Annotated in this window: 16 protein-coding genes and 1 tRNA gene; 9 read left to right on the top strand and 8 right to left on the bottom strand. The window is 60.1% G+C overall.

Annotated features, from left to right (window positions below):
* The first annotated feature begins 20 nt into the window (after window positions 1–20).
* On the top strand, window positions 21–1,178 hold the full coding sequence (locus tag LG281_RS02270; protein ID WP_404403950.1) for an FAD-dependent monooxygenase: 1,158 nt from the start codon (window positions 21–23) through the stop codon (window positions 1,176–1,178).
* A 64-nt stretch (window positions 1,179–1,242) separates the two neighbouring features.
* Here LG281_RS02270 and LG281_RS02265 read toward each other — a convergent pair whose 3' ends face one another.
* The 3 genes from LG281_RS02265 to LG281_RS02255 form a co-directional block, all read right to left on the bottom strand.
* A complete protein-coding gene (locus LG281_RS02265; protein WP_404403948.1) occupies window positions 1,243–1,926 on the bottom strand; it encodes an invasion associated locus B family protein in 684 nt (227 codons plus the stop codon).
* A gap of 147 nt (window positions 1,927–2,073) precedes the next feature.
* Window positions 2,074–5,496, bottom strand: coding sequence for a transcription-repair coupling factor (gene mfd, locus LG281_RS02260; protein ID WP_404406591.1), 3,423 nt, complete (start codon window positions 5,494–5,496; stop codon window positions 2,074–2,076).
* A 65-nt stretch (window positions 5,497–5,561) separates the two neighbouring features.
* Complete coding sequence (locus LG281_RS02255) at window positions 5,562–5,840, bottom strand: succinate dehydrogenase assembly factor 2 (protein WP_404403946.1); 279 nt, start codon at window positions 5,838–5,840, stop codon at window positions 5,562–5,564.
* A 185-nt stretch (window positions 5,841–6,025) separates the two neighbouring features.
* On the opposite strand from LG281_RS02255, the gene recG reads away from it, so the two are divergent.
* Window positions 6,026–8,134 (top strand): ATP-dependent DNA helicase RecG, encoded by a 2,109-nt coding sequence (gene recG, locus LG281_RS02250; protein ID WP_404403944.1) that lies wholly within the window; start codon window positions 6,026–6,028, stop codon window positions 8,132–8,134.
* Here the strand turns inward: recG and LG281_RS02245 are convergent.
* The 3 genes from LG281_RS02245 to glmU all read right to left on the bottom strand — a co-directional run bounded on the left by LG281_RS02245 (window position 8,081) and on the right by glmU (window position 12,142).
* Window positions 8,081–8,863 (bottom strand): DUF502 domain-containing protein, encoded by a 783-nt coding sequence (locus tag LG281_RS02245; protein WP_404403942.1) that lies wholly within the window; start codon window positions 8,861–8,863, stop codon window positions 8,081–8,083. The two genes, recG and LG281_RS02245, sit on opposite strands and share 54 nt — an antisense overlap.
* A gap of 94 nt (window positions 8,864–8,957) precedes the next feature.
* Window positions 8,958–10,784 carry a glutamine--fructose-6-phosphate transaminase (isomerizing) gene (gene glmS, locus LG281_RS02240; protein ID WP_404403940.1) on the bottom strand — a complete coding sequence of 609 codons (1,827 nt, stop codon included), beginning with the start codon at window positions 10,782–10,784 and terminating at the stop codon, window positions 8,958–8,960.
* Window positions 10,785–10,795: 11 nt separating this feature from the next.
* Window positions 10,796–12,142 (bottom strand): bifunctional UDP-N-acetylglucosamine diphosphorylase/glucosamine-1-phosphate N-acetyltransferase GlmU, encoded by a 1,347-nt coding sequence (gene glmU, locus LG281_RS02235; protein ID WP_404403938.1) that lies wholly within the window; start codon window positions 12,140–12,142, stop codon window positions 10,796–10,798.
* Window positions 12,143–12,277: 135 nt separating this feature from the next.
* Between glmU and LG281_RS02230 the strand changes: the two genes are divergently transcribed.
* The 4 genes from LG281_RS02230 (at window position 12,278) to LG281_RS02215 (ending at window position 14,561) form a co-directional block, all read left to right on the top strand.
* Complete coding sequence (locus tag LG281_RS02230; RefSeq protein WP_404403936.1) at window positions 12,278–13,114, top strand: hypothetical protein; 837 nt, start codon at window positions 12,278–12,280, stop codon at window positions 13,112–13,114.
* A 168-nt stretch (window positions 13,115–13,282) separates the two neighbouring features.
* Window positions 13,283–13,358: transfer RNA gene (locus LG281_RS02225), tRNA-Lys, on the top strand.
* A 232-nt stretch (window positions 13,359–13,590) separates the two neighbouring features.
* The gene (locus LG281_RS02220) at window positions 13,591–14,037 is read left to right on the top strand and encodes a hypothetical protein (protein WP_404403934.1); all 447 of its coding nucleotides are present in this window, start codon (window positions 13,591–13,593) and stop codon (window positions 14,035–14,037) included.
* On the top strand, window positions 14,034–14,561 hold the full coding sequence (locus tag LG281_RS02215) for a hypothetical protein (RefSeq protein WP_404403932.1): 528 nt from the start codon (window positions 14,034–14,036) through the stop codon (window positions 14,559–14,561). Before LG281_RS02220 ends, LG281_RS02215 begins: the two co-directional genes overlap by 4 nt.
* Before the next feature lie 6 nt (window positions 14,562–14,567).
* Here the strand turns inward: LG281_RS02215 and LG281_RS02210 are convergent, their stop codons facing one another.
* Entirely contained in the window at window positions 14,568–15,092 is a 525-nt protein-coding gene (locus tag LG281_RS02210) for a hypothetical protein (protein WP_404403930.1), read from the bottom strand.
* A 185-nt stretch (window positions 15,093–15,277) separates the two neighbouring features.
* On the opposite strand from LG281_RS02210, the gene LG281_RS02205 reads away from it, so the two are divergent.
* Window positions 15,278–15,883, top strand: a complete 606-nt coding sequence (locus LG281_RS02205; protein ID WP_404403928.1) for a hypothetical protein — start codon at window positions 15,278–15,280, stop codon at window positions 15,881–15,883.
* Here LG281_RS02205 and LG281_RS02200 read toward each other — a convergent pair.
* Window positions 15,880–16,536 (bottom strand): glutathione S-transferase family protein, encoded by a 657-nt coding sequence (locus LG281_RS02200; protein WP_404403926.1) that lies wholly within the window; start codon window positions 16,534–16,536, stop codon window positions 15,880–15,882. The genes LG281_RS02205 and LG281_RS02200 overlap by 4 nt on opposite strands.
* Before the next feature lie 148 nt (window positions 16,537–16,684).
* Here LG281_RS02200 and LG281_RS02195 point away from each other — a divergent pair, with 148 nt between their 5' ends.
* Window positions 16,685–16,834 (top strand): DUF1127 domain-containing protein, encoded by a 150-nt coding sequence (locus LG281_RS02195; RefSeq protein ID WP_404403924.1) that lies wholly within the window; start codon window positions 16,685–16,687, stop codon window positions 16,832–16,834.
* Window positions 16,835–17,027: 193 nt separating this feature from the next.
* Complete coding sequence (gene trmFO / locus LG281_RS02190) at window positions 17,028–18,413, top strand: methylenetetrahydrofolate--tRNA-(uracil(54)-C(5))-methyltransferase (FADH(2)-oxidizing) TrmFO (RefSeq protein WP_404403922.1); 1,386 nt, start codon at window positions 17,028–17,030, stop codon at window positions 18,411–18,413.
* Window positions 18,414–18,498: the final 85 nt, after the last annotated feature.

Genomic DNA, 18,498 nt, shown 5'->3' with positions numbered 1-18,498 from the left:
AACCGATCGGGAAAATCGCGATGGACAGCCAGTATGATATCGCCGTGATAGGTGGTGGCCTCGTCGGAAAAGCTGCGGCCTTCGCCGCCGCACAGGCCGGATTTTCGGTCGTTCACATCGCTCCGGCTACGCCGCCCGACCGCCGCACCTCGGCGCTGATGGGGCCCAGCGTAGAGCTCATGCAAAAGGTTGGGCTGGTGCCCGATCCGTCAGCGATCGGCGTACCGCTCTCCCGGATTCGCATCATCGACGCCACCGATCGCCTCCTGCGCGCGCCCGAAACGCTTTTCGACGCCGCAGAATTCGACCTCGAAGCCTTCGGCTGGAACTTCGCCAATGTCCGTCTGGGCGAAGCCTTCGATTCCGCGACAGCCGATCTCGATGCGCTGGAGATCCGGCAAACCAGCCTCGCAACAGCGGAGCGGACCGGGGATGTCTGGCATCTGACGCTTGCGGACGGTTCCACATGTACAGCCAAACTCCTCGTAGGCGCCGACGGCAGGGACTCTAAGGTCCGCAAACTTGCGGGGATCGGCGTACGCCAGCACGATTTCAAGCAAGCAGCCCTTGTCTGCGATCTCGAGCTCGAACGTCCCGTCGGCGGCTGTTCGGTCGAATTCCACTACCCCGATGGCCCGTTCACCCTCGTTCCCGCCGGTGGCGCCAAGGCCAATCTCGTGTGGATCGACACACCCGAAACGCTCAATGCAGCACGCGCAACCCCGGAGGCGCTTTCCGCCGCCCTGGCGCAAAAGAGCCAGCGTCTCTTCGGCAAATTGACACCGCTTACAGGCGCTCACGTCTTTCCGCTCTCCTCGATCTTCGTGAACAAGGCCGGCAAAGATGCTGCCGTGCTCGTGGGCGAGGCCGCCCATGCTTTCCCCCCAATAGGCGCCCAAGGCCTCAATCTCGGTCTGCGCGACGTTGCCGATCTCCTGCAGGCGCTCGAACTTGCCAACCGCGATGCTTATGGCTGGGCAAGTGCGGCCGCGGACAAATATGCCCATATGCGCGCCGCGGACCTGATGCGTACCGGCACGTTCGTGGACACCTTATTCCGTTCGCTATTATCGGACCATTTGCCCGCACAGGCTCTACGCACCGCGGGTCTGTGGATGCTGAAATCCGTTCCGCCGCTACGAAAGTTCGCCATCGGCTTCGGTATGGGCCGGAGCTGATCCTCAAAACAAAAAAGCGGGCCCAAAAGCCCGCTTTCTTCAATCATGGCTCGCCTGGCCGACCCTATTGGGCAGTACCTTCGGCTGGTGCTTCGCCTTCAGGCGCAGCGCCGTCCCCACCCATCTGCTGGCGCATCTGTTCCGCGCGATCCTGCAGGACCTGCTCGAGCGCATTGGCTGAGGAATTGGCGGAGTTGAGCTCTTCGATCGTCAGCGCGTCCTCGCTATCGTAGACAGCGGTAAACCCGGCGAGATTGATATTGATCGTAATATCCTCGTTACGGCGGTTCTTGGCGGTCAGCTTCAGCGTTGCACCACGCTTGAGGCTTTGGATGTAAGCCTCATTGATTACAAGTTGCGCGGCGCAGGATTGAGGGTCGCAGACCATATAGGGTACGCGCACCGGCTTGCCACCGTCGATCTGCCAAGTGAGCCCGAACGGCAACAGCACGCCCAGCGGCACTGCTGCGACGGCCAACAGCCTGCTTTCCTGGCTCGGATCGTCGCGCAGCAGGAAAGAACCAGTAAAGACCCCGCCACTGGTCACCACCTGGCGCATAATGCACGCCTGACGACCGTCCTCGAGTTCGTCACAAACCTTGAGCCAGTTGTTTTCGGGGTTGCCCGCGGTGTTCTGGCCTTCCTCGACCGTGCCGGCATCGGCATTTTGCGCATAGGCCGGTGCGAAAGATGGCAGGACAAGGCCAACCGCTACGACACCCGCCAGGATTGCTCTTAAAAAGGTCATGGACATCCCTGTTTAATTTGTAAGCGAGGCACAGAACGACCCCGCGAGATTACGCATTTTCACGCCATTCCAGAGCCGGGGAATCGGGCAATAACATGACGCCCGGCTCAATCCAATGGTCAATGCCGTCTCTGTGGCTCTGACGCGTCACTTCTCGCAAGCAAGCGCAGCGAGCCGCGAAAGAATCGCCGCGCTGCCCTTGAGCCGCTGTTCGGCAGTGGGCCAGTTCCGGGCGAACATAATCTTCTGGTCGGGCCGCAATTTGGCGGCCTGCCCTGGATCGGCGATATGCCGCACCAATCCGGCAGGATTTGGGAAAACACCATCACGAAGTGTGATGAGCGCACCCTTCGGCCCGGCATCGACCTTCTCGACATTGGCGGTCCGGCACAACGACTTGACCAGGACGACCTTCAAAAGCCCCTCGACAGCCTCGGGTAATGGTCCGAACCGGTCGATCAGTTCCGCACCGAACCCATCGATTTCCGCCGCTTCCGTCAGGTCACCCAGACGCCTATAGAGCTGCATGCGCACCTGCAGATCGGGTACATAATCCTCCGGGATCATGACTGGCATACCGAGCGAAATTTGCGGCGACCACTGGCCCGCCTGCTCCTCCTCGGTCTCCCCGCTCTTGAGCGAAGCTACCGCCTCCTCCAGCATCGATTGATAGAGCTCGAAGCCGACCTCTCGGATATGGCCTGACTGTTCCTCGCCCAGAAGGTTGCCCGCCCCGCGAATATCGAGATCGTGACTCGCCAGCTGGAAACCGGCACCAAGGGATTCGAGCGACTGGAGCACCTGAAGCCGCCGCTGCGCCTGATCGTTCAATTTTCTGTCAGGTGGCACGGTGAAGATTGCATAGGCCCGGGTTTTGGAACGGCCAATCCGGCCCCGGATCTGGTAAAGCTGCGCCAAACCGAACTTATCGGCGCGGTGGACGATGAGCGTATTCGCCGTGGGCACGTCGAGCCCGGATTCAACGATCGTCGTCGCGACGAGAACGTCGAACTTGCCGTCGTAAAAGGCGTTCATCGTGTCATCGAGCTGGCCTGGCGGCATTTGCCCGTTGGCAACGACGAAGCTGACCTCCGGAACGTGCTCCTTGAGGAATTCTGCGATATCGGGCTGATCCGAAATGCGCGGGCAAACATAGAACGCCTGCCCGCCGCGATACTTCTCGCGCAACAGAGCCTCGCGCACGACCAGTGGATCAAAGGGCGATACAAAGGTGCGGATGGCCAGCCGGTCGACCGGCGGCGTCCCCAAGAGCGACAGATCGCGCACGCCCGTTAGCGCCAGTTGCAGCGTGCGCGGGATCGGCGTCGCCGATAGTGTCAGGACGTGCACGTTGGACCGGAGCTCCTTGAGCCGCTCTTTATGCGCCACCCCGAAATGCTGTTCCTCATCGACGATCAACAATCCGAGTTCGCGGAAGTTGATCGACTTGGACAAAAGCGCATGCGTCCCCACGACGATATCGACGCTGCCGTCCTTGAGCCCTTCCTTGGTCGCCTTGAGCTCATTGGAGGGCACGAGTCGCGAAGCCTGCCGCACAGTAACTGGCAATCCCGCAAAGCGCTCCTGGAACGTCTTGAAATGCTGGCGCGAGAGCAACGTCGTCGGCACGACAACGGCCACCTGCCGCCCGCCCATCGCGACGGCAAACGCAGCCCGCAACGCGACTTCGGTCTTGCCGAACCCTACATCGCCACACACCAGACGGTCCATGATCCGGCCCGAGGTCAGATCGTCGAACACCGCGTCGATGGTCGTGAGCTGATCTTCGGTTTCCTCATACGGAAAGCGGGTGCAGAATTCGTCGTAGAGCCCGGTCTGCACCTCCACCGGAGCGGTGGTCGCGGCATGGCGCGCCGCAGCGATCCGGATAAGCTGCTCGGCCATATCGCGGATGCGCTTTTTGAGCTTGGATTTCTTCGCCTGCCAGGCCACGCCGCCCAGCCGGTCGAGTTCCCCGCCCTCGGCGCCATAGCGCGATAGCAGTTCGATATTTTCGACTGGGAGATAGAGCTTGTCGCCCTTGGCATATTCGATCTCGACACAGTCATGCGGTGCACCGGCGGCCTCGATGGCCTTGAGACCGATGAACCGGCCGATACCGTGATCGACATGCACCACGAGATCGCCTGCTGAAAGGCTCGTCGCCTCGGTAAGCGCATCGGACGCTTTTTTCCGCCGCGTCGTCCGGATAATCCGCTCCCCGAGAATATCCTGCTCGGAAAGGACCGCGATATCGTCGGTGATGTATCCGGTCTCGAGCGGCAGCACGACGAGCCCGAGCTGTCCTACCTTGAGGTCGAAAACGGCCTGCCAGTTCTCGGCCATGCGGATGGCCTTGAGCCCATGGTCCTTGAGCACTTGCCCCATGCGATCCCGAGTACCCTCGGTCCAGCAGGTGATGACCGTCCTGCGTCCTGCCCGCGCCTCGGTCTTGATGCGCGCAATCACGCTTTCGAAGAGGTTGGTTTCCGCCGCCTGGCGCTCGGCGGCAAAATTGGGTGCCATGCGCCCTGCACAATCGATGACCGGCAGACTCTCGTCCGCTGGCATAAAGGGCGTCAGTTCGTTGATCTCGTGCCCGCGCGCCAGATCGAAGGCTCCAGCATCGGTATGATAGAGCAATTCGGGCCGGATCGGCTTGTAGGGCGCGCCTGCCGTGCTGCCCTGCTCCCGCGCCTGCTGACGGGCGTCGAAATAATCGAGAATCTGATCGCGCCGCTCGGAAAACGCTTCCCGCGATTGATCGTCGAAATAAAACGGCGCATCCCCGACATAGTCGGCGAGCCCCTCCATCCTTTCATAAAAGAAGGGCAGCCAGTGCTCCATTCCGGCGAATCGCTGCCCAGCGCTGATCGCTCCATAGAGCGGATCATCGACCGTATTCCCGCCAAATGCCGTAGTGTAATTACGCCGGAACCGCCTGATCGTCTCTTCATTGAGCCGCGCTTCGCTCATCGGTACGAGGGTTACGCGCTTGATGTTGGCCGTCGTGCGCTGACTCTCGGGATCGAACGACCGGATGGTTTCGAGTTGCTGGCCGAAAAAGTCGAACCGCACCGGCGCTTCGCGCCCGGCGGGATAAAGGTCCACCAAACCACCCCGCACGGCAAACTCGCCGGCTTCCCGCACCGTCGGCACGCGCAGATATCCGTTATCGGTGGCCCATGCTACCAGCTTTTCGCTGTCGACCATCGCGCCAGCCTTCGCCGTGAATGTCATCTCGGCAACGTCTGCGCGAGGGACCAGCCGCTGGACGAGTGCATTGACCGCCGTCAACACAACAGCCCCGCGCGCTTCGCCCGAAGCAAGCTGGCTGAGCGTAGACATGCGGGAAGCAATCGTTACCGCGTTGGGCGAAACCCGGTCGTAAGGCAGACAGTCCCACGCCGGAAGCATCAGCACCGGATGGCCCGGAAGCATGCGCTCCAAAGTCTCCGCCATGCGCAAAAGCCGACGCCCATCGCGTGCGACAAACACAATTGAAACAGGTGCCTGTGGAGCTTCGTTTAACCGCCTCTCGATCTCGCGCACCAGAACCGCCGGCTGCATGCCGTCGGGCAGATTCGCAAGAATCTGCGTGGGCCGATCCAAAAGATGTATCGCTTCGGCCTGGGTCACGAGCCGGCCTTTGCAATTCTGTGCGCGCGAATGTCTGCAATGAGCGGCATATCTGCATCATCGGGAATATCGCGCTGTCCCATAATCCAGGCCTGCAGGTCAGTCTCCTCGCGATCCATCAGCGTTTCGAGCCGGTCGAGCATGGCTGAATCGAGCGTTTCAAGCCGGTCCGCGACAAAGCCGCCGATGAGGATGTCCATTTCCTGCGTCCCGCGATGCTGCGCTCGGTAGAGAACGCGCTTGCGCCGGGTTTCGAGGCTTTCGGTATCGTTCATGAAGAGTACTTTCCGATTTGGACGGACTACATAAGGCGTCAAACCCGATTTGTCAGCCTTTTGCTCGATCCAACCGCCGGATAGAATCTTTATATTGTCGCGTTTTCGAACCGGAAAAGCGGTTCCCACTTTTGCTGAAAACGCTCTAACCTATCTCCGTTCGCTCCGCTGCAACAGGACGAGTCGTGCCACGCCCTGATCTCCTCAACCCGCTGTTCCGGTCATTGAAGTCGATGAAAGGCGTCGGCCCGCAACTGGGTGCGTTGTTCGCGAAATTTTTCGGCGCGCCCGATGGGCAGGACGCCGTCGTCCTCGACGTACTCTTCCATATGCCCTCCGGCGTTATCGACCGCCGCGCGCAGAACGGCATAGCCTTCACGCCCGTCGGTTCGATTGCAACCCTGAAGCTTCACATCGACGAACATATAGTGCCTCCGCGCGGCAATACGCGAACGCCCCTGCGGGTCAAAGCGCACGACGAATCCGGTGAGATCACGTTGGTCTTCTTCGGCGCCAAGGGCGGTTGGGTCGAACGCGCCCTGCCCATTGGCGAAACGCGTTACGTCTCGGGCGAAATCGGCTTCTTCGGCCACGACAAGCAGATGACGCACCCGGACTATATCGTCGAACCTGAAAAGCTCGACACCCTTCCCATGGTCGAGCCGGTTTACCCCCTGACTCATGGGCTGTCCTCCAAGGTACTGCGGCGCGTGATTCTTGCGTCCCTCGAAACGCTTCCGATCATCCCCGAATGGATCGGCAAGGATCGCCGCATGCTTTTGGGTTGGCCGGGCTTCACCGAAGCGCTGCGCCATGTCCATGCGCCCGAGCGTCCGAGCGAGGGTGATATCGTCTCCCCCTCGCGCATGCGCCTTGCCTATGACGAATACCTCGCCGGCCAGCTCGCCCTTGCCATCATACGCGCTACAATGGTGCAATCGAAGGGCATCGAACGTCATTTTACCGGCATCATCGCCAATCGCATCGAAGAAGCGCTGCCATTTGCCCTCACCGATGGTCAGCGCCAGGCTTTCGAGGATATCAAGACCGATATCGCTTCCCCTCACCGTATGTCGCGCCTCCTGCAGGGCGATGTGGGATCGGGGAAAACCGTGGTCGCGCTGCTCGCCATGGCGACGATAGCCGAAAGCGGTGCCCAATCGGCGCTTATGGCTCCAACCGAACTTCTGGCCGCCCAACACTACCGGACGATCCAACCGCTCTGTGAAAAAGCCGGGCTCAACTGCATCTTGATGACCGGAAAAATGCCAGCCGCAGAACGACGGAAGGCCATCGCGGGTTTGGAGAACGGCACAATCCAGATCGCGGTAGGCACGCACGCCCTCTTTCAATCCAGTGTAGCCTTCAAAAACCTCGGCCTCACGGTCGTCGACGAGCAGCACCGCTTCGGCGTTCACCAGCGCCTTGCGCTCTCTGACAAGGGCAACCGCACGGAACTGCTGGTCATGACCGCAACGCCGATCCCCCGCACGCTCGTCCTGACGCATTTCGGCGATATGGACGTCTCGGTCCTCAGGGAAAAGCCCGCTGGCCGCCAACCTGTCGATACGGCGGTCCTGTCCTCGTCTGAATACGATCGCGTTATCAACCGGTTAGCAGCACGCCTTGAGGAGGGCGCTCAAGCCTATTGGGTTTGCCCCCTCGTTGAAGAAAGCGAAACTCTGGACGTCGTTTCGGCAGAAGACCGTTTTGCCGCGCTCAAGGACGCCTTCGGCGACAAGGTCGCCCTCGTCCATGGCCGCATGAGCGCCACACAAAAACAGGAGGTGATGGAAGGCTTTCAGGCGGGCGATACCCAAATCCTGGTCGCCACGACCGTTATCGAAGTAGGTGTCGACGTTCCCAACGCCACGATCATGATCATCGAGCATGCCGAACGCTTCGGTCTCGCCCAGCTCCACCAGCTCCGGGGGCGCGTCGGCCGCGGCTCGGCTCGCTCGGCATGCCTGCTGCTCTATAACGAGCCCTTGAGCGAAACCGCCAAGGCCCGCCTCGAGACCATCAAAAACACCGAAGACGGTTTTCTCATTGCCGAAAAGGACCTGGAACTTCGCGGCCAAGGCGACCTTCTAGGTACCCGGCAATCCGGCATGCCCGGCTATCGCCTCGCTGTGCCCGATGTCCACAAGCACCTTCTGGAATTCGCGCACGAAGACGCCCGAGCCCTCCTCGATCGCAATCCAGGCCTGACCGGCCCTGAAGGCGAGGCCATCCGCACGTTACTCTACCTTTTCCGAAAGGACCTCGCGATCCCGCTCATCAAGGCCGGCTGAGGACTCGGCATTCCGTTTGGCAATTGCCTCTGCAGCGAGCTTCTCAACATCGGGATGATAGACCGGCGTTACGAGCCCAGCCGAAATGATCAGTTTGGCGCCATCTTCCACGGTCATATCGAGGAAAATGATGTCCTCGCGCGGCAGAAACATCAGAAAACCTGTCGTGGGATTCGGGGTCGTGGGCATGAATACGCCCATCACCTCATCGCCCGGAATCTTGTGCCCCACCTCGCCTCGAGCTTCCGAAGCAATGAGCACGACCGCCCATACACCCGGACGCGGATATTCGATCAGTCCTACGCTTTTGAAGCTCGTGCCACGCTGGGTAATCAGTGTATCAAAAATCTGCTTAAGCGCATGATAAACAGAGGAAATTACCGGAAGACGTGAAACGATCCGCTCGCCGAAGGTAAAGAGCCGCCGGCCGACAAAATTGGCCGCGAAGAACCCGATCAGCGTGATCGCGACGAGCGCCACAATGAGCCCGATTCCGGGCACTTCGAACGGCAGATAGGTCCTTGGGTCGAGCTCTCTGGGAAGGAACGGCATCACGAGGCCGTCGATCCACCCGATCACCGTCCACGAAAGATAAAGCGTAATAGCGATCGGCCCCGCAAGAACCAGCCCTGCGAGGAAATAATTGACGATCCGCCGCCCCAGCGATGGCCGGGTTGCGGGCAGAATGACGTCCATCGGATTATCGTCGTGCTTGTTCTGGTCCTTCACGCGGGGGCCGCTCCGGGTGTTTCATTTGATTTAGATGTGGCACGGACCGCACCGGTGCAAGGTAGTAACTGCGTCTTTGGGGCGCGCAATTGAGTTATTCCACCGTGACCGACTTCGCAAGATTACGCGGCTGGTCGACGTCCGTGCCCATGAAAACCGCGGTGTGATATGCTAGCAACTGCACAGGCACCGCCGCGACGATCGGCGCGACGAAAGGATGCACCTGCGGCATCACGATAATATCCCCGATCCCATTGCCCGCCTCGGTTTCCCCCGCATTGTCCGTGATCAACACGATCTTGCCGCCGCGCGCGGCAACCTCGTGCATGTTCGAGAGCGTCTTTTCCATCAGCGGGTCCGACGGCGCCACAACGACGACCGGCATCTCCTCGTTCACCAGCGCAATTGGCCCATGCTTGAGTTCGCCAGCCGCATAGCCCTCGGCGTGGATATAAGAAATTTCCTTGAGCTTGAGCGCACCTTCAAGCGCTAGCGGGAACATTTGCCCGCGCCCAAGATAGAGCACGTCCTGGGCCTTGGCGAGCTGCCGCGCAATGGCTTCGATCCGGTTCTCGTGCCGCAGCGCTTCGGATACTGCGCTTGGGAGTTCGATCAGCGCCCGCACCAGCGTATGGGCCTCCGATGCGCTCAGTACTCCCCGTGCCTGGCCTGCCGCTATGGCAAGTCCGGCGAGCGCAGTCAGCTGCGCGGTGAAGGCTTTGGTCGAAGCCACGCCAATTTCCGGCCCGCACAGTATAGGGAACACGACTTCGGCTTCCCGTGCAATCGTCGATTCGCGCACGTTGACGAGCGCCGCGATATGCTGCCCGCATTGCGCCGCGTAACGCAGCGCCGCCAAGGTATCCGCCGTCTCTCCGGACTGTGAAATAACGAGCATCAGCCCGTCTTCGGCAAGCGGCGGCTCGCGGTAGCGGAATTCGGAGGCGACATCGACATCTACTGGCAGCCGCGCGTATTTCTCGAACCAGTATTTGGCGACGAGCCCGGCGTAATAGGCCGTACCGCACGCCGTCACCGTCAGCCGCGACAGCTTGGCGAAATCGAACGGCAGCGTTTCGTGCAGCGCGATTTTTTCGGACGACAGGTCTACGTAATGCGCCAGCGTATGGGAAACTGTCTCGGGCTGCTCATAGATCTCCTTGGCCATGAAGTGCTTGTGGTTGCCCTTATCGGCCAGCGCCGCCGAGGCCGTGGAAATCTGTTGCACGCGCTCGACGGGGTTGCCGTCGAAATCTCGGATGACAATCGAACCGGGGCGCAAGACCGCCCAGTCCCCCTCTTCGAGATAGGTGATGCGGTTGGTGAACGGCGCGAGCGCATAGGCATCGGAGCCCAGATACATCTCCTCTGTTCCATGCCCGATGGCCAGCGGCGATCCTTGCCGCGCGGCAATCAGGAGGTCGTCATGCCCGAGAAACAGAAACACGAGTCCAAAGGTGCCATTCAGCTTGGGCAGCGTGCGCGCCACGGCCTCTTCAGGGCTCGCCCCCCGGTCGAGTTCGCGGGTTGCCCACAGGGCCACGGATTCGGTATCGGTCTGGCTTTGGGGACGGTAGCCATCCCGCTCGAGATCTTCGAGAAGCTCCCGGAAATTCTCAATGATCCCATTATGGACGACAGCAACCTTGTCGGTCACATGGGGATGCGCGTTACCTTCGGTGGCCCCGCCATGTGTCGCCCAACGGGTGTGACCGATGCCGGTCATTCCCGAAAGCGGCGCTTCGGCGAGCCTCGCGGCGAGATTGTTGAGCTTGCCTTCGGCGCGGCGGCGCCCGATCCCCGTATCCGAAAGCGTCGCCACGCCAGCGCTGTCATAGCCACGATATTCGAGCCTTCTGAGGGCATCGACCAACCGCTCGGCGACCGGCTGGTTTCCAATAATGCCGACAATTCCGCACATGCGCCCTACCCCTAATTTTTCATTTTGTGTGCCGAAAAGCGCTCCCTGAGCGCCTTGCCATATCCCGGCTTGTTTGTCTGCCGCGCCCGCCCGATCCCGAGCGCATCCGCTGCAACCGGCTCGGTGATCACCGAGCCGGAAGCGATATAGGCGCCTTCGCCGATCTCCACCGGCGCAACAAGCGCTGAATTGGACCCGACAAAAGCGTTTTCCCCGATCACGGTACGCGATTTGTTGTAGCCGTCATAATTGCAAGTCACCGTCCCCGCGCCGATATTCGAGCCCGCGCCGATATCGGCATCCCCAATATAGGTCAGGTGATTGACCTTTGCGCCGATCCCGACATTGGCCTTCTTGATCTCGACGAAATTGCCCACCTTGGCGCCTTGGGAAAGAACCGCCGCCGGGCGCAGACGCGCAAACGGACCAACGCTGGCATTCGCGCCTATATGCGCGCCTTCGATGTGAGAGAAAGCATAAATGGTCGCGCCGGTTTGTACCGTTACGCCCGAACCGAACACGACGTGCGGCTCGACAGTGACATCCGGCGCGATTTGCGTATCGAAAGCGAAATAGGTGCTCGCCGGATCGACCAGCGTAACCCCGCCGCGCATCATCTCCATCCGCCGCCGTGCCTGGAAGATCGCCTCGGCCCGCGCGAGCTGCACCCGGTCGTTCACACCCATGACGTCGGCTTCGGGCGCAATCGTATAGCCTACCGAATATCCGGCCGCATTTGCGAGTTCGACAAGGTCGGTGAGATAATATTCGCCCTGCGCGTTATCGTCGGAAACCCGCCCGATCAGCGTGCGGAAGACCTCCGCCTTGAACCCCAGGACGCACGCATTGCAAAGTCCGATGGCCAGCTCGGCCGCACTCGCGTCCTTATGCTCCCGAATGGCCAGAAGCTTCTCACCGTCGGTAATAAACCGTCCGTAACCCGTCGGATCCTCAGGCTCGAAACCCAAAATAACCGCATCCAATCCTTGCTCCAGGCGCTCGGCGATTTGAGAAAAGTTCTCGGCCCGAAGGAGGGGATGATCGCCGTAAACGACGGCAACATAGCCTTCGGCGGCTCGATAGGCCGGTTCGGCCATCATCGCGGCATGCGCGGTACCGCGCCGTTCGACCTGTTCGAAGAACCGCACCCTGGGATTAAGTGCCGCGACAGCCGCATGCACGGCCTCATGGCCTGGGCCGGTGACCACCGCTATATCTGTCGATCCCGCTGCCGTTGCCGCGTTGAGTACGTGACCGACAATGGGCAGATGGCCGACTTCGTGAAGAACCTTGGGCCGATCCGACTTCATGCGCGTGCCTTCGCCAGCAGCAAGGATGATCGACAAGAGGTTCGGCATGATCAAAGCCCCCGGTTGGTGTTTGGCGCGGACATCGCGCATCTTTGTGGCAGTAAGGTGTTGGAAAAGTTATAACACGCTGCGCGGATGATAGACTGTTTCCTACTGTGATTCGCTAACTACGGGACCGTTAGCTTGGGGCGCATCAGCAATCAAATACGTCAGCTCGATGTCGCGGGCTGGGGCATCGCTGCCATGATCTGCGGCGCCCTCGCCGTTTTGAGCGCCAATCTGGCCGCCTTCGTGCCGCCGAATCTACTGGCGGGGCTCCATGCCACGCGCATCCAGGGCGGCAGCTTCAATCAGTTGCGCTCACAACTCGCGGAGGTCGCTGAGGAAACCCTCCAGATGAATCGTGAATATGCGACCTTGCTCACTCGGTTCAATCTCCTTGACGACAACAGCGGCGACGCGATCCGGCGTCTCGCCGCAGTAGAAAACAGTCTGCCGCTATTGATCGAGGCTTTGCCGCTCGACAGCGACATCGACCGCGGACTGCTCACGGCCTCAATCTCGTCAGGAGAAGACGAACTCACCGACGTCGATGGCGGCGAGATGCGCGTCCAGCAAACCGAGCTTTTCCCCGGCAATCCGGACGATGCGAATGGACCCCAGGCCCCACCCTCGGACCAACCCATGCCGCCAGAGGTTACTGAAGCGCAACTGGCTGATGCTGAGACCGTCGCCACATCGACCGATATCCCTGGCACGTTGCCCCAAGGCATCGCGATCGGTCAGCCTCACCCCCTCGATACGATCGAAACGGCGTGGCAGGAAATTCTGGTTGCGGTGGGACCGCTGGTTCTTGGACTTGAGCCCCGCGTCGCTGCAAACGATGAAACCGGTAGCCAAATCGTGGCCGGGCCACTTCCCGACCTCTCAGCTGCCGAAACATTGTGCGACCGGATTGAGCGCGCTGGATTGACCTGTGTACCTGCCCCCTTCGATGGCGCATCGCTGCCGCCACGCTAAAGCCTGCCTTGAAACGCCCGATGTTGGTTTCACCCGCTCTGACTTTCGGTCCGACCCGGCCGACGTGTTTCAAGACGGAATCTGGTGCCCCGACAAAAGCGGTTGACAGGCAGAGCCGAGCCACTATGTTCCGCGCGTCGCCAGCCAGCAATCGCGGCATATTGGTAGGGGCTCGTAGCTCAGCTGGTAGAGCACTCGACTTTTAATCGAGTTGTCCCGGGTTCGAATCCCGGCGAGCCTACCACTACAAGTCGCCCGGAGCGTCCATGGCTGGCCCATAGGCGACGTACTAGGCCGCTTGGATACCTCTCCATTCACTCGACAATACAGTGCCACTTCCTCGTCCGGAAAATTCCTGACGATCCCGTAATATCTGGGTCAATTGATATCGGTCCGCGCGGTTTCTCCTTGCGCCGCACCATCCGGCTCTCGTAGGTTTGCCAGCAACAAGATCAAGCACTGGGGGACGCTCTCCGATGTCACCGCTCAAAGCCGTTGTGGCCATCGTTTCCGGCCTTGCGATAACGCTTCCCGCTCTGGGACAAAACGTCCATATTTCGACGCTTCACGAGCAGGTGCTTGAGAATATCGAGATCGCCGGCGACGGCTATCGCCTCGATTCTTATGGCATAAACCGCATGAATGCCGGCGAGACGACCCACGTCACGCTCGATCTGCCTGCCGGCACGCCCGTCACGATCATGGGCGATTGCGACGAAGATTGCATGGATCTCGATATTGCGGTGTATTCCGCGCAAGGCAAACTCCTTGCTGAGGATCGCGCGGACGACTATTACCCAATCGTGGATTTCAATTCCGACGAGATCACCCGGGTCGATATCGAACTCGATCTCAAGGTCTGCGAAGCCAATTATTGCTACGTCGCCTATTCGGTCTTCATTCGGGAAACTGACGCTCCGTGAATTCGACCGGGAGCCGACTTCGCGCCATTGCTGTTACAGCGCTGTTCTTTGCAGCGAGCGGCTTGGTATTGCTAGGCGCTATTTGGAGCCTCGACACCCTGCCCTTAACACTGCCCGGATTCGGAGCGCTTGCAGACTACGCGCCCGGTGCGACACTGGCAGGTATCACGCAGGCGCCCGTCTTCGTCGCACTTAGCGCAGCCTATCTTGTCGCCGGCGCAATCGTTGTCGCGATCGATACGCAATATTGCGACCGCATGCTTGCAATCTTCGCAGACGTACTCTTGATGGCAATTGCTGCAGCGGTCGGATTTGCAGCGGGATATTGGGTCATGCTCCGGCTTCTGGGATCGATGAACGCTTTCGATTTCACTGCCCTGCGCACAATCGGTATTTGCGCGCTCGTGGTCTTCGTGCTGAGCCTGATCCCACCCCATCGCCTCCGCGCAAACATCTTCGTGCGGCTGCTCAGTGCGATTGTATTGCTGCTGGCTGGCCCCTTGCTGTTGCTCAATCTGGGATAACTGACCTCAGAGCGAGATCACAACATCCTTCCAGAATGCGCGCCAACGTTCCTTTTCCACCTCGCTGGCGAGTTTCTCATGCGTAACGGCAAGGCCAGCCTTGTCCGGTGTCTTCTGGTTGATCGTCACAGACACCCGCGTGCCATCCTCAAGCGCGCACCTCCAATAGCGCCATTTCTCGCTCGCGCTGAGATTTGGGCCTTCAGTAATACCGACCCCGCCGAATGCGGTCCGTCCGTTCATCGCCTGCTTCCATTGGTTCAGCACGGCATCCATCGTGCCTGGCACGGCACGCGTCACTGAAACCTCAAATGCGCCATCGCTACGCTGACCAGGCACTCGCCGGCCGATATGCTGCTCGAATGCGACGGTCACGGACTGCGCCCACCAGCCGTTGGCATCCCCTGTTGCGACGATGCGCCCGGCGATCTTCCGGTGCGGCAAATCCGCAGCCCCGATCTCGCCAAGAAACGCAAGCCACTGCTCCCAACTCCTGCCGGTCTTTTCAGCGAAGCGTTCTTTATTCATCATTCTGCTCTCGTTTCATGTCGTGGAACCCGATGCCGCCGCCAACGATTGTGTAAGCGTCGCGGCCCGATCGTCAACATCGCCACGACCATGGGAACGAAGTCGGTCCAACAACGTTTTTCAATTAAACTAGACGATAAAAACATCGCTCCAGAACGTTGTTATAACTAAATAACAATAGGCAAAAAATGAAGCTCTTGCCGATTCTGGCTGCTGCGCTATGCGTGGCGGCGATGCCCGTGCTTGCCCAATCGCGCGATCAATTGCTGCCTTCATACTCAATCGACGAGCGTAAGGTGTTTATTCTCGCCGGCCCAATGGGCGAGTCAACGATGGGCGAAATGCTGTTTCCAATCACCGCGGACTACGAAAGTGCAGCGGTGATCGGCGGCGGATATCAGCAGTTCGTTCTCGAAGTCCCCGAGAATTTCAAAATCGGCGACGAACTAGGCGCCGTTATTCGCCTTGGTGAGGAGGAGACAACTGGCGAGCTTTGGGCGGGTATCGTCGGGCGCTACGACGGCTTCGTCCTGGGCGATTTCCGCGTCGCTCCCTCCCTCACTTTCGGGTTGAGCACCGTAACGGACACCATGGGCGTCGAGGCCAAGCGCGAAGCTGCGGATGAATTGTCCGGCGACCTCGTCTTCTATCTCAGTCCCGAAATAAGTATCGCGCATACGGATCACCCCGAGGTCGAGGTGTTCTGGCGGCTTCATCATCGCTCGCCTGCCTGGAATACCCTTGGGGGCGGCACGGCAAACGCGACAACGATCGGACTGCGCTATCAATTTTAGTACGTCTTGCGCGCCCGCAATTCCTCGTAAGAAACACACACTGCCCTTTCGAACGCAGGCCGCGCGAGGAGTCTCTGATACCAGGCCTCGACGGCAGGCATCGCCGGGCGCTCGATTTCCATGGTGAACCACCGGTATAGCGACGCACCGGCAACAAAATCGGCATAACTGAGCCCATCGCCAGCCACGAAGCTATGCTTTTGAAGCTGCGCCTCCAGAATACGGAACGCTGCGATCGTCTGGTTATGCGCGTCCATGATCGCGTCGGCTTGCCGTTCGGGCTCGGGCGTGCGGACCACCAGCCAGAACAGAGCGATCCAGGCCGGCTGGAACGTGGTGGCTGTCCAATCGGTCCATTGGTCGATGAGCGCGCGCTTTGCCGGATCGCCAGGCCAGAAAGTTTCCCCGCCAAATGTCGCACAGAGATAGCGCACGATCGCATGGCTTTCCCAGAGCGTCAGGTCCGCGTGCTGAAGCACCGGCACGCGGCGGTTGGGATTCATGGCGCCAAATTCCGGCGTATCGAGCCCGCCGAACCGTCCACCAACATCCTTGCGATCGTAAGCAAGGCCCAATTCCTCGAGCGCCCATACGGCTTTTTGCACATTGGCCGAGCTCGCCCGCCCCCACAGCGTCAAATTTCCGGCATTCATCTCTCGCCTCTCATGCACAGTTAATAGTCGGTTATCGGCACTGCCTCGCAGGCATGCAGAAACTGCAAGGCGGGCTTGAGCAAATCCGGTCTGCAAAGCGTCGCCGATTCCGCTTACGTATTGGGCGTCAAACGAAAGGAGACATCAAATGGATATTCGCAAGACCTTCAAGAAGTGGTCGGCCTACCAGCAGACCGTTCGTGAGCTGAACGCACTCGGCAACCGTGAGTTGAACGACCTCGGTATCGCCCGTAGCGACATTCAGCGTATCGCCCGCGACCATGCCAACAGCATCTGATTGCTCAAAGACTGCGGGACACGAATTCTGAAAGGCACCCTGTTCCAAGGGTGCCTTTCTTCTTTTAGCCTGGCTATGCAGGCGCTTCTCTTCGCCTATCCTCACAAGTTCATCAGATCGCGCACACCGGGCTTGGTTCGACGGGCGGGAGCCGATATAGGCTTGCCGCACATGAATCCAATGCGGTGAACCTATGAGCGTACTCCATGTGATCGGCGGTGGTCTGGCCGGATCCGAAGCGGCCTGGCAGGCGGCGCAAGCCGGCGTCGATGTCGTGCTGCACGAAATGCGGCCGGTACGGAAAACCGACGCGCATCAGACCGATGGCCTGGCCGAACTCGTCTGCTCGAACAGCTTCCGCTCGGACGACCACGAGCATAACGCCGTTGGCCTCTTGCACGAAGAAATGCGTCGCGCCGGCTCGCTGATCATGAAATGCGCAGACGCCCACGCCCTGCCTGCCGGTGGCGCGCTGGCCGTCGATCGTGAGGGGTTTTCACAGGCTGTCTCCGAGGCAATTGAAGGACACGCGAAGATCACAATCGCGCGCGAGGAGATCGCGGGCCTGCCGCCTGCGGAGTGGGACAACGTCATCGTCGCCACCGGGCCGCTGACGTCGCCAGCCCTTGCCAGTGCGATCCAAACGCTTACCGGCGAAGATTCGCTCGCCTTTTTCGACGCTATCGCGCCGATCGTTCACTACGATTCCATCGACATGGACATCGTGTGGGCTCAGTCACGCTACGACAAGCCTGGCCCGGCAGGAACCGGTGCGGATTACCTCAATTGCCCGATGAACGAAGTTCAGTACAACGCCTTCATCGACGCACTGCTCGACGCACCGCTGCATGAATTCAAGGACTGGGAGATCGTGCCCTATTTCGACGGCTGCCTGCCGATCGAAGTGATGGCCGAGCGCGGTCGAGAAACGCTAAGACACGGACCGATGAAGCCAGTCGGCCTCACCAACCCACGCGATCCCGATAACCGTCCCTATGCCGTCGTGCAATTGCGGCAGGACAATGCGCTCGGCACGCTCTGGAACATGGTCGGCTTCCAGACCAAGATGCGCTACGGTATCCAAACCGAAGTGTTCCGCATGATTCCCGGCCTCGAAAACGCCCAGTTCGCCCGGCTCGGCGGACTGCACCGCAATACTTTCCTCAATTCGCCAAAAGTGCTCGGACCCGATCTCCGGCTCAAGGCCGACCCGCGCCTACGTTTTGCGGGTCAGATCACTGGGGTCGAGGGCTATGTCGAAAGCGCCGCCATGGGACTCATTTCGGGCCGCTTCGCCGCCGCCGAAGCGAAAGGCGGCAAGGCCGGCATTCCACCCGCAACGACCGCCTTCGGCGCGCTCATCCGCCATATCACCGGCGGACACCTCGAAGCCGAATCCTATTCGGGCGCCCGAAGCTTCCAGCCCATGAACGTCAATTTCGGGCTGTTTCCCGAAATCACGCTGCAAAAGCCCGAGGGCACCAAACGTTGGCGCGGACCGGAAAAGGCTAAGGCCAAGAAAAAGGCGATCACCTCCCGCGCGCTGGCCGATCTCGAGGATTGGCTGAAGTCGGCCTAGAGCGTTTTCAGGAAAAGTTGGCAGACTTTTCCGGTTCGAAAACGCGACAAAACAAAGACTTAGAGCATGTTGGCGATTCAACGAA

The sequence above is a fragment of the Pelagibacterium halotolerans genome (genome assembly GCF_044811015.1).
Lineage (GTDB): Bacteria > Pseudomonadota > Alphaproteobacteria > Rhizobiales > Devosiaceae > Pelagibacterium > Pelagibacterium halotolerans_A.
The sequence above is the reverse complement of the archived record's forward strand: the minus strand, read 5'-3'. Positions and strand labels throughout refer to the sequence as shown.